Source organism: Sphingobium sp. BS19, from assembly GCF_027925545.1.
Lineage (GTDB): Bacteria > Pseudomonadota > Alphaproteobacteria > Sphingomonadales > Sphingomonadaceae > Sphingobium.
Map to the genome: position 1 here is coordinate 16,975 of NZ_BSEF01000026.1, position 11,587 is coordinate 28,561.

Consider the following 11,587-nt stretch of genomic DNA (forward strand, 5'->3'; position numbering starts at 1 on the left):
TTCAGAACACTTCCGGCAATGACAAGGTTGCAATGGCTTGCGCTGCAATGCCTTCACCTCGTCCGGCAAATCCCAATCGTTCGGTGGTCGTCGCTTTTACGCTGACACGTCGAATGTCAATCGCCAGCATCTCCGCAATACGGGAACGCATCTGCTCGCGATGGGGACCGATTTTAGGGGATTCGCATATGATGGTGACGTCCACATGACCGATAGTCCCACCCCGCGCGACGACCAGATCGCGCGCATATTCGACGAAGCGGGAGGATGCCACCCCGCGCCACTGGGGATCGGAAGGCGGAAAATGGCTGCCGATATCGCCGTCCGCGAGAGCGCCCAGCATAGCATCCACCAGCGCGTGAAGCGCGACATCGGCATCGCTATGCCCGGCCAACCCCTTGTCATGCGGAACATGAACGCCGCAGAGCCAGAGCTCTTCGCCCGGAACCAGGCGATGCACATCATATCCCATGCCACATCGCGTGCCATAGGCATTTGAGAGCCGTCGTTCGGCCTGTGTGAAATCGGCGGGGGTCGTAAGTTTTTCCAGCATGGTGTCGCCTTCGATCAGCATGACGTCCTGTCCGCGCGCGCGCACCATTTGAGCGTCGTCCGTCGGCTCGGCAATACCATGCCAATGTTCATGGGCCGCATGAAGCGCACTCAGCCGAAAAGCTTGCGGGGTTTGGACTCGATACAGGTTCTCACGGTCGACAACTTCACCCAGAGCAGCGCCACCGCGAACCAGCGTATCTACGACGGGAAGCACTGGGACCGCAGCATCGCCGTCTTTGAACGCGGCCAACAACCGGTCTATGACCTCAGAGGGCAGGAACGGTCGAGCGGCATCGTGGATGAGCACGAAATCTGCGCCTGTTGCTGCCTGTAATCCGGCCCACACCGATTCCCGGCGGCTGGCACCACCGACAACATATGTGACGGACAAATTGTCATTATGTCCGACGATATTGCGTGCCGTATCGATCTCTCCGGCACCGACAACGATGATTAGGCGTTCGATTGCAGGGTGTTGCGCCAATGCGTCGACGGCATGCGCGAGCACGGCCTTTCCGGCGACCTTGCGATATTGCTTCGGCACGCCACCACCTGCACGCTGGCCCCGCCCAGCGGCAACGATGATGGCGACGGTTTCTTCAGATGACATAGCGCCGCGCATAGCGGAGCATGCATCGCTCCGCCAGTCGCTTGCCGTATGGCCGGATTGCCGCTACATGACTGCCTCATTTTTAGGCACAGTAGCATGCAAACCGGCGCACCCGTTTCTTCCATCGGTCCCATTGCCATTGGCAATGTCACAATCGACGAGCCTGTAATTCTGGCGCCGATGACCGGCGTGACGGATATGCCCTTCCGCACCTTGGTGCGTCGCTACGGCTGCGGCCTGAACGTGACGGAGATGATCGCGACGGCGGCGATGATCCGCGAAACGCGGCAATCCATTCAGAAATCGGCCTGGCATCCGATAGAAGAGCCGGTGTCGATGCAATTGGCGGGCTGTTCGCCCATGGAAATGGCGGAAGCCGCGAAGTTGAATGCGGATCGCGGTGCTGCCATCATCGATATCAACATGGGCTGCCCGGTAAAGAAGGTCGTCAATGGCGACGCCGGCAGCGCATTGATGCGCGATCTGCCCTTGGCTGCGGCGTTGATCGAAGCGACCGTGAAAGCCGTCGATGTTCCTGTCACCGTGAAAATGCGCATGGGCTGGGATCATGCCAGCCTCAACGCGCCCGAACTTGCGCACATCGCGGAAGACCTTGGCGCGCGGCTGATTACCGTTCACGGACGCACCCGCAATCAAATGTACAAGGGATCGGCTGACTGGGCGTTCGTCAGGAAGGTCAAGGAGGGGGTCTCGCTGCCGGTTATCGTCAATGGCGACATCTGTTCTTTGGAAGATGCGGATACGGCTTTGGCGCAAAGCGGTGCCGACGGTCTCATGATCGGACGCGGTGCCTATGGGCGTCCCTGGCTGATCGGGCAGGTGATGCACTGGTTGAAAACGGGCGAACGACTCGAAGACCCATCGCTGGCTGAACAATATGACGTCATCCTGGATCACTATCGCGCCATGCTCGACCATTATGGGACAGAGACGGGCGTGAATATGGCCCGCAAGCATATCGGCTGGTATACGAAGGGATTACCCGGTTCCGCCGAATTTCGTCATGCGGTCAATCGGGAGCCGGACGCCGAACAGGTGATCGACATGCTGGCGCGGTTTTATGAACCATTATTGGGTCAGAAGTCTGTCGCTTTTGAAGATTCACCCTTCGTCCAAGCCGCCTGAGCATGGCGCATATGCCCGCGCCGCCCGCCAGACAAGACGATGAGCCGACGCTAAACGATGTCGTCACGGCGTTCCCCGTCGCGACGCTTGTCGTTCGGCCGAATAATTGCATCGCCAACGCCAATGTGCGGGCGGAGACGCTCCTGAACATGGCACGTTCCGCCATCATCGGGAGCGATATCGCCCGGACTGTCCGTATGTCCGATGTCGAGGGACGATACGACGTCTGGAATTCGCACAAACCCCTCGCGGCCTATGATGTGCAGGTTCACGCGGGGCGCACGGCCGCTATGGCAGTCGACCTGATGATCGCACCGATTCCGGACCATGAGGGCTGGCGGGTGGTGTCGATCCACGCGAAAAGCGAAGCGCAGAAGCTCGCGCACCGGCGCACCGGAGGCGGCACTCGCTCGGCAATGGGGGCGGCGGCTATTCTCGCGCATGAGATAAAGAACCCGCTCTCCGGCATCAGAGGCGCCGCGCAACTGCTCGACACGGGCGAAGACGACGGCAACAGTGCGCTGACCCAACTGATCTGCAACGAGGTTGACCGCATTGCTGCGCTGATCGACCGGATGCAGGATTTCACCACCGAACGGCCGCTGGAATGCCGGCCCGAAAATATCTACCCGCTGATCGATCGCGCAGCCGAAGTGGCCATGGCCGGCTTCGCGCGCGATGTGGTCATCACCAAGGGATACGATCCATCGCTGCCTTTTGCGGTGGTAAATGGCGATGCGCTTGTGCAGATCATGATCAACCTGCTCAAGAACGCTGCCGAGGCGCTGGAGCATCGCGAGCGTCAGACGCCAAAGCCGCGCATCCGCATAGTGACTGCCTTTCGCCATGGCATGTCGGTGATGATGCCGGGGGGGAAGGGGAATGCGTCGCTGCCCATAGAAATCCTTGTGATCGACAACGGCCCCGGCGTGCCCGAGCATATCCAGGAGCATTTGTTCAATCCCTTTATCACGGGCAAACGAACGGGGCAGGGGCTGGGCCTCGCTCTGGTCGACAAGCTGGTGCGCGACATGAACGGCTTCGTCCAGTTTCAGCGTGACGAGGAGGCGAAAGAAACGATTTTCAGGATTTTGCTGCCGATGGGGATGGGTTGATGTCGGGGGTATCGGGTAAGGTATTGGTCGTCGATGACGATCCGGCGATCTGCATCGTTTTGGGCGAAGCCTTGAGGCGGCAGGGGCATAAGGTCAAAACCGCCGCGTCGATCAAGGAGCGGTCCGCGCTCCTCGAAACTTTCGCGCCCGACGTGCTGATTACGGACGTGATGCTGCCGGACGGGAACGGGCTGGACGACGTCGGCGCGATCATCGCCGACATTCCCGCCATCAGCGTCATCGTCCTGTCCGCACAAAATACGCTGAACACTGCCGTGCGCTCTGCCGAAAAGGGGGCGTTCGAATATCTGCCCAAGCCCTTCGACCTTAACGAGTTGACGCGCGCCGTCGCCGATGCGCTGGCCATGCGGCGTCAGGATTCTGCCGACAATGCGGATGGCGATGGCGAAATGCCCGAGCAGGATGGCCTGCCGCTCGTGGGCCGATCCGCCGCGATGCAGGAGGTGTACCGGACAATTGCGAAGGTTGTGTCCAACGACCTTACGATATTGGTGCTCGGCGAGTCTGGCACGGGCAAGGAACTCGTCGCAGAGGCAATCCACAAGCTGGGTCGTCGTCGGACAAAGCCGTTCGTCGCCATCAACATGGCGGCGATACCGCGGGAACTGATCGAGGCTGAATTGTTCGGCTATGAGAAGGGCGCGTTCACCGGCGCGCATGCCCGCACCGCCGGCAAGTTCGAGCAAGCCAATGGCGGCACGCTTTTTCTGGACGAAATCGGGGATATGCCGCTGGAGGCGCAAACCCGGCTGCTGCGGGTTTTGCAATCCGGGGAAGTCACCACCGTAGGCGGATCGACGCAGGTAAAAGTCAATGTCCGAATCATCGCCGCGACGAACAAGGAACTGCCCAGCCTGATCGCCGAAAACCGTTTTCGCGAGGACCTCTATTATCGGCTGAACGTCGTCCCCATTCCGCTCCCGGCATTGCGCGACAGGAAAGACGATATTCCCCTTCTGGCCCGTCATTTTCTCGAGCGCGCAGCAAGCGAAGGGTTGCCCCGAAAGACCCTGGCGGATGACGCGGCGATGCTGATGGGTAGCTGGCACTGGCCCGGTAACGTCCGCGAGCTTCAGAATCTGATGCAGCGCCTGGCAGTACTTTCACGAGAGAATGTCATCACAGCGGATATCTTGCGGCTAAGTTTGCCATTGCAGGATGTCGAAGGCAGCGGGAGCGCGTTTGGCGCGGACCGCGTCGGCGATGCCGTGCAGGAGTGGGCAAGAGCGCAGTTGGCGGTCGGAGGCACTGCGATGCGCGAAAACCTGTATGAAGATATGCTGACGCTGGTCGAACCGGTTTTGCTACGCGAAGCGCTTTTGAGTACCGATTGTAACCAGATTCGTGCGGCCAGCCTCCTTGGCATCAATCGCAACACATTACGGTCCAAGCTCAACGAATATAAAATCGATCCGACCACACTTCGTCGGTAGGGCGCGCCGATAAACACCCCTCAATCATCGACCAATTGCAACAAATACGTCAAAAACTGTGTTTTAGTGAGCACATTATTGTTGTATCCATGCAACTATGACCGATAACGCGGAGTTGCCGCAGCATCATGAAACGTCGTGGCGACGCCTGTTGCCGCAAGCGTTGCGGGGGCGAAGCCTTGCCCGTTTCGTAGAGACGTTCGCGCTCCTGCTGCTGATCGGAACGGCTCTCGTCACCTATCTGCTGGTGACGAGCCAGGGCGATACGTTCGCGCTGCTCACGCCACCGATTGTCGCTTTGTTGCTCGTCGCGAATCTGGTGCCGGCCATTGCGTTGCTCGTATTGTTGGGCCGAAGACTCGCTATCCGCCGGGCGGCTAGGACGGCCGCGGGCAGTGAAGGCCAGTTGCATGTTCGCCTCGTGGCGATCTTCTCGATCCTGTCGAGCGTGCCGATGCTGCTGGTCGTGATCTTCGCATCTTTGCTGTTTCAATATGGCGTGCAGTTCTGGTTTTCCGGCAGCACGCGCGGCATGCTCGAAAACGCGAACGATTTCGCGCGCGGCTATTACGATCAGAACCTGCGCGAGGTTAGAGAAGAAACGCTGACGATGGCGAACGATCTGAGGGACTATTTGAACCAGTCCCCGATATCGAGCCCGGAGTTTCGCGAAGGTTATGTCTATCAGGTCGTCACGCGCAAACTGAACAGGTCCGCCATCATTCAGGTCGGCAAGGACGGCGTCGAGCGGACCGCTGCCAATGTCGCTTCGGATGACAAGGTGGCAAAGAACATCCTCACGAAATCGGTGATGGATCGTTTGGCGGGCGGCGAGGATGTGGTGGTCAATGCCAGCCCCAACCAGATTCAGGCTGTCACCTTATTATATCCCGACGAGGGGATTTACCTGTACGCAACGCGCGATTCCGAAACGCTTGCGTTCAGTCAGGTCAAGCGCGCGCAAACAGTGTTGTCGGACTATGATGATTTTGCCGCACGCTCGCGCAGCTTGCAACTGCGGTTCAATGTCTTTCTGTATGTGGGTTCGCTTCTTCTGGTCGGCATTGCGGTCTGGATTGCCCTTACCGTTGCCGACCGGCTGGTTCGTCCCGTGAACGAACTTGTCGATGCGGCACGGCGTATCACGGCGGGCGACCTGTCGACGCGCGTGTCCGGCCCGCATGCCCGCGACGAAATAGGAACATTGGCCAGCGCATTCAACCGCATGACGCAAAGGCTGGAGGCACAGACGGGCGCGCTTGTTGCGGCCAATGGACAGCTCGATAATCGCCGCGCGTTTATCGAAGCGATCTTGTCCGGCGTCACCGCAGGCGTTTTGTCGGTGGATCAGAACCATATCGTGCAACTTCTTAACAGCTCGGCAGAGCGCATATTGGTGGAGGAAGGGCAGGACCCACTGGGCCAGCCGCTCTCTGCGTTGTCGGTGGAACTGGCCGAATTGCTCGATGAAGAACAGAGCGCAGGCATTGTGCAGATACGGGCGCACGGGGATCTTCGCACTCTGGCCGTCAAGATATCCCGTGATGCTGCGGGGCATGTCCTGACGTTCGATGATATCACGCAACAATTGTCCGATCAGCGGCGCGCCGCATGGTCGGACGTTGCCCGTCGCATCGCGCATGAGATCAAGAATCCGTTGACTCCGATCCAGCTTGCGGCCGAACGGCTTCAGCGGCGCTATGGCGAGGAAGTGACCAACGACAAGGCAACATTTGCGCGGTTGACGGGTACGATTGTCCGTCAGGTGGGCGATCTGCGGCGTATCGTAGATGAGTTTTCGTCTTTCGCCCGGATGCCTAAGCCCGTGTTCCGGCGGGAAGCAATTGCGGATGTCGCGCGTCACTCGCTGTTCCTGCACGAAGTGGCGCATCCCGACATCGGCTTCGAATTCGATTCCCGTATCGGCACTCAGGAAATCGTCTGCGACCGGCGCCAGATCGGGCAGGCGCTCACAAACATTGTGAAGAATGCAGTCGAAGCCATTGAACCGAAGGATTTACCCGAAGATGGCGCATTGCGCGGCCATGTACGAATGCTTCTTGATCAGGATGACGCAGGCAACCTCGTCATCAAGGTAACGGATGACGGCATTGGCTTGCCGCCAGAGCGGGAACGCATCCTCGAGCCGTATATGACGACACGGGTGAAGGGCACCGGCCTCGGCCTCGCCATCGTCAAGAAGATCGTGGAGGAGCATTGCGGCGAAATTGCTTTTTGCGATGCCGATGGGGGTGGGGCCTGTGTGTCGATTACCCTCGATATGAATGCGTTGGAACGACTGGAAGCGACCCCGGATCAGGTCGCTACGAAGGGAATAATGACAGCTCATGGCGCTTGATATTCTGATCGTCGATGATGAAGAAGACATCCGTGAACTCGTCGCGGGTGTTCTTGAGGATGAGGGCTATGAAGCTCGCACGGCGGCCAACAGCGACGCGGCAATGGATGCGCTGGACGCGCGTCGGCCTTCGCTGGTCCTGCTGGACGTATGGTTGCAGGGGTCCAAACTGGACGGGCTGGAACTACTGGACGAGATCAAGAAGCGCGATCCTTCCATTCCGGTCCTGATGATTTCAGGGCATGGAAATCTCGACACGGCGGTGGCAGCCATTCGCACGGGCGCCGTCGATTTTATCGAAAAGCCTTTTGAGGCCGACCGTCTTCTGCATCTCGTTTCCCGCGCCACGGAAACCGAGCGGCTGCGACGTGAAAACCAGTCTTTGCGCGCACGGATCGGGCAAGATGATGAGCTCACCGGCAATTCGAGTGCTATCAACGGGGTGCGTGCGACTATCAAGCGTGTCGCCGGAACGGGAAGCCGGGTTCTGATTTCCGGGCCATCCGGCGGTGGCAAGGAAGTCGCGGCGCGCATGCTGCATGCCTGGAGCGGTCGGGCAACGGCGCCCTTCATCGTGGTCGCTGCGGCACGTATGGAACCGGAGCGCGTTGAGGAGGAGCTTTTCGGCGTCGAGGACAACGAAGGCATGGTCCGTCCCGGATTTCTGGAACAGGCGCATGGCGGAACGCTGTACCTCGATGAAATTTCCGACATGCCGATTACCACGCAGGGGAAGATCCTGCGGGTTTTGACCGATCAGAGTTTTACGAGGGTAGGGGGGCAACGTCAGGTCAAGGTCGACGTCCGCGTCATCTCTTCCACCGCACTCGATCTGACGCTGGAAATAGAGGAAAAGCGGTTCAGGGAAGATCTGTACTACCGTCTTAACGTTGTGCCGCTGGTTATCCCGCCGCTCAGCGACCGGCGCGATGACATACCGCCTTTGGTCGAACATTTCCTCGCCCGCTTTGCGGCAGAGAAGCGGGTGACCTCACCTGACATAGCGACGGATGCGATGGCAGCGCTTCAGGCTTGCGAATGGCCAGGCAACGTCCGTCAGCTTCGCAACGTCATAGAGCGGACCATGATCCTGGCACCGGGCGATCGCATCGGGCGTATCGAGCTGGATATGTTGCCTGCCGAAGCGACCGGTGGCGGAGGCGGCGGCGAAAGCATGAGCAACAGCGCGATCATGGGATCGCCCTTGCGGGAGGCCAGAGAGAGCTTCGAACGGGAATATTTGCGGGTCCAGATCCGCCGATTTTCGGGCAATATATCGCGCACCGCCACCTTCATCGGCATGGAACGCTCGGCCTTACATCGCAAATTGAAGTTGCTGGGCATCACGGAGGACAAGGACGGGTAGGGCACCCTATCTGGCCCGGCATCGATTTTTACGTGTCGACTTATTCAGGTTGTGGGCTTGCCAAAGCGGTTGGACTTATCTCGCACTTGCGTTACAAACTTCCGTCCCCGGTACGCGGCGGACAGCACGATGCCTTTGCCAAGGGCGCAAGTGCGGGCAACGTCCCGCCAAAATAGAAAGCCTTTTAACCATGGCCGAAAAGATAAATAACCTTCAGGACATCTTCCTGAACAGCCTTCGCAAGACTAAAACGCCGGTGACCATGTTCCTGGTCAAAGGCGTAAAGCTTCAGGGGATCATTACTTGGTTCGATAACTTCTCGGTTCTGCTGCGCCGCGACGGTCAGTCACAACTGGTGTATAAGCATGCGATCTCCACCGTCATGCCTGCCCAGCCGATGGATCTGTCCGAAGTACGCAAAGCCTTCGAAGCGAACGACAAAAAGGCCAAGCTTCTTCAGGAAATCTTTCTGAATGCCGTCCGCAAGTCTGGCTATCCGGTCACCATGTTCCTTGTGAACGGCGTGATGCTTCAGGGGGAGATCGCCGCGTTCGATCTGTTCTGCATGCTGCTGGAGCGCGATGGCATGGCGCAACTGGTCTACAAGCATGCGATTTCCACGGTGCAACCGTCCCATCCGCTCGACTTGTCTGCGGAAGGCGAAGCCGATCAGGATTAAGTCCGCCTCCATCGAACGATGTGTTCGCCAGAGCGTTGAACAGGCATGAGTGCATTTACCCGCGAATCCGATGACGAAGTCTCACGAGGCGCCCGTGCGGTCGTCGTACATGCCGAGCTGCATGGCGGCGACCGCCGGAACCCCGAGGCGCGCCTGGAAGAAGCCAAAGGGCTGGCGCTGGCGATCGGCATCGACGTCCAGGCCTCTCAATCCTTTCGCGTGAGAGATCGCAAACCTGCGACACTTTTCGGCAGCGGCCAGGTTGACGCCATCGCTGCCCTCGCGATGGATCATGAAGCCGACCTTGTGGTGGTCGACAACGCTTTGTCGCCTGTTCAGCAGAGCAATCTGGAAAAGGCGACCAAAGCCAAGGTCATCGACCGTACCGGGCTTATCCTTGAAATATTCGGGGAACGAGCGGCTACGAACGAAGGTCGCCTGCAAGTCGAACTGGCGCATCTCGACTATCAGGCAGGACGCCTGGTACGCAGTTGGACCCACTTGGAGCGTCAACGTGGGGGATTCGGCTTTCTTGGTGGGCCGGGCGAAACGCAGATCGAGGCCGACAGGCGAATGATCCGGGATCGTATGGCGAAGATCCGCCGGGAACTGGAGCAGGTGACCCGAACACGCGGCCTGCATCGCGCACGACGTCAGAAGGCGCCGTGGCCGGTTATAGCCCTTGTCGGATATACCAACGCTGGCAAGTCCACGCTATTCAACAGAATGACCGGCGCTGAGGTGATGGCGGAAGATCTGTTGTTTGCCACTCTCGACCCCACCATGCGCCAGATAGCGTTACCGGGTTTGGATAAGGCGATCCTTTCCGACACCGTTGGGTTCGTATCTGATCTACCCACACAACTTATCGCGGCATTTCGCGCCACGCTGGAAGAGGTCTTGTCGGCGGACCTGATCGTACACGTACGAGATGTCGCGCATTCCGATAGCACCGCGCAACGCGATGACGTGCTGCAAGTACTTGAAGAATTGGACGTAATTGGGGAGGGGGTCGACCCGGTTACTGCCGTTCCAATTCTGGAGGTATGGAATAAACTGGATTTGCTGGACGAAGAAGCGGCTGCGCACATGCATGAGGTGGCTGCACGGCAGGACAATGTTGTCCTGGTGTCAGCACTGACTGGAGAAGGCGTTGATGGCTTCCAAAAGGCCGTCAGCGATATGCTAACCAAAGGTGCCGATGTTCATCAGATCATGATCGACCCGACTGACGGTGCATCGCTTGCGTGGTTGCATGAACATGGCGAAGTGCTTGAAAGTGCTATGCAGGCGGACGGAATGCGTGTCGAAGCGAGATTATCCCAGTCTGCATATGCCAGGTTTCGCGCTCGCCAGAGTTAAGCCTGCCTTTTCACCTTTTGCCAAAGCTCTTCTTTTTCTTCCAACGAAAGAGCGCAAAAGGTGTCGCCACTTTCCAATTCCATAGCACGGAACCGCGTTTCAAACTTTCGATTTGCCCTGCGCAGCGCCACTTCCGGATCGACCAGCAAATGGCGAGCCAGATTGACGACGGCAAATAGCAAGTCCCCCACTTCATCCTCTCGTTCATCTTGGGAAGTGGTATCTTTAACTTCCTCTATTTCCTCTTCAATTTTTGCAAAAACGCCAGTTAGATCTGGCCAATCGAAACCCGTCCGTGCGGCACGCTTTTGTATCTTTTCCGCGCGCATCAGCGCGGGCAGGGCAATGGCGATATCGGCTAAAGCGCTCGTGTCGGAACTCTTCTCGGAACGTTCGAAGGCCTTGATATTCTCCCAACTGGATTGTGCCGCATCGGCGTCGGATCGATTTTCTGAAGTGAAAACATGTGGATGACGACGGATCATTTTCCCACAAATTGCGTCAATGACATCCTGCAGCGCAAAATGTTGAGCTTCCTCCGCGATCCGAGCATGGAATACGACTTGGAGCAGGAGATCGCCAAGTTCTTCCCTTAAGGAAGGCATGTCGTCGCGCACAATGGCGTCAGCGACCTCGTAAGCTTCTTCAATTGTATAGGGCGCGATAGTTGCGAAGGTTTGCTCAACATCCCAAGGGCATCCGCAATTGGGATCGCGGAGTTTTGCCATGATATCGGCTAGGGGCGTGATGTCCGCCTTAGTAGACGCGGGATTTGCAGCACTTCGGTCAGGCATATTTGTTCCTGCCATTTAGAGAAGTCACAATTTCTGCCATATAGAAATGTCACACGTTGAGGAAAGCAGGGGCTGCGTGGAGCCCTCGGGATAGCGCAGCGCAGACCCTGCTGATGCGCTGATCTTGGGGTAGTGGCCATGGACCCG

9 protein-coding genes are annotated in these 11,587 nt (G+C 58.3%); 7 read left to right on the plus strand and 2 right to left on the minus strand.

Annotation, left to right across the window (positions count from 1 at the left end):
- Nucleotide 1: 1 nt before the first annotated feature.
- The gene (locus QMG56_RS20495; protein WP_375713739.1) at nucleotides 2-1,165 is read right to left on the minus strand and encodes a bifunctional 2-C-methyl-D-erythritol 4-phosphate cytidylyltransferase/2-C-methyl-D-erythritol 2,4-cyclodiphosphate synthase; all 1,164 of its coding nucleotides are present in this window, start codon (nucleotides 1,163-1,165) and stop codon (nucleotides 2-4) included.
- A gap of 96 nt (nucleotides 1,166-1,261) precedes the next feature.
- Here QMG56_RS20495 and dusB point away from each other — a divergent pair, with 96 nt between their 5' ends.
- The 7 genes from dusB (at nucleotide 1,262) to hflX (ending at nucleotide 10,646) form a co-directional block, all read left to right on the plus strand.
- Nucleotides 1,262-2,311, plus strand: coding sequence for a tRNA dihydrouridine synthase DusB (gene dusB, locus QMG56_RS20500; RefSeq protein ID WP_281824514.1), 1,050 nt, complete (start codon nucleotides 1,262-1,264; stop codon nucleotides 2,309-2,311).
- Nucleotides 2,312-2,313: 2 nt separating this feature from the next.
- Nucleotides 2,314-3,426 carry a nitrogen regulation protein NR(II) gene (locus QMG56_RS20505; RefSeq protein ID WP_230189349.1) on the plus strand — a complete coding sequence of 371 codons (1,113 nt, stop codon included), beginning with the start codon at nucleotides 2,314-2,316 and terminating at the stop codon, nucleotides 3,424-3,426.
- A complete protein-coding gene (locus QMG56_RS20510) occupies nucleotides 3,426-4,880 on the plus strand; it encodes a sigma-54 dependent transcriptional regulator (RefSeq protein WP_281824515.1) in 1,455 nt (484 codons plus the stop codon). The genes QMG56_RS20505 and QMG56_RS20510 overlap by 1 nt, the downstream gene beginning before the upstream one ends.
- A 97-nt stretch (nucleotides 4,881-4,977) precedes the next feature.
- A complete protein-coding gene (locus QMG56_RS20515; RefSeq protein ID WP_281824517.1) occupies nucleotides 4,978-7,239 on the plus strand; it encodes an ATP-binding protein in 2,262 nt (753 codons plus the stop codon).
- The gene (locus tag QMG56_RS20520) at nucleotides 7,229-8,605 is read left to right on the plus strand and encodes a sigma-54 dependent transcriptional regulator (protein WP_281824519.1); all 1,377 of its coding nucleotides are present in this window, start codon (nucleotides 7,229-7,231) and stop codon (nucleotides 8,603-8,605) included. Before QMG56_RS20515 ends, QMG56_RS20520 begins: the two co-directional genes overlap by 11 nt.
- A gap of 172 nt (nucleotides 8,606-8,777) precedes the next feature.
- A complete protein-coding gene (gene hfq, locus QMG56_RS20525; protein ID WP_281824526.1) occupies nucleotides 8,778-9,284 on the plus strand; it encodes an RNA chaperone Hfq in 507 nt (168 codons plus the stop codon).
- Nucleotides 9,285-9,329: 45 nt separating this feature from the next.
- Nucleotides 9,330-10,646, plus strand: coding sequence for a GTPase HflX (gene hflX, locus QMG56_RS20530; protein WP_281824521.1), 1,317 nt, complete (start codon nucleotides 9,330-9,332; stop codon nucleotides 10,644-10,646).
- Here the strand turns inward: hflX and mazG are convergent.
- Nucleotides 10,643-11,440: a nucleoside triphosphate pyrophosphohydrolase gene (mazG, locus tag QMG56_RS20535; RefSeq protein ID WP_281824523.1), complete on the minus strand. Its 798-nt coding sequence runs from the start codon at nucleotides 11,438-11,440 to the stop codon at nucleotides 10,643-10,645. The two genes, hflX and mazG, sit on opposite strands and share 4 nt — an antisense overlap.
- Nucleotides 11,441-11,587 lie beyond the last annotated feature (147 nt).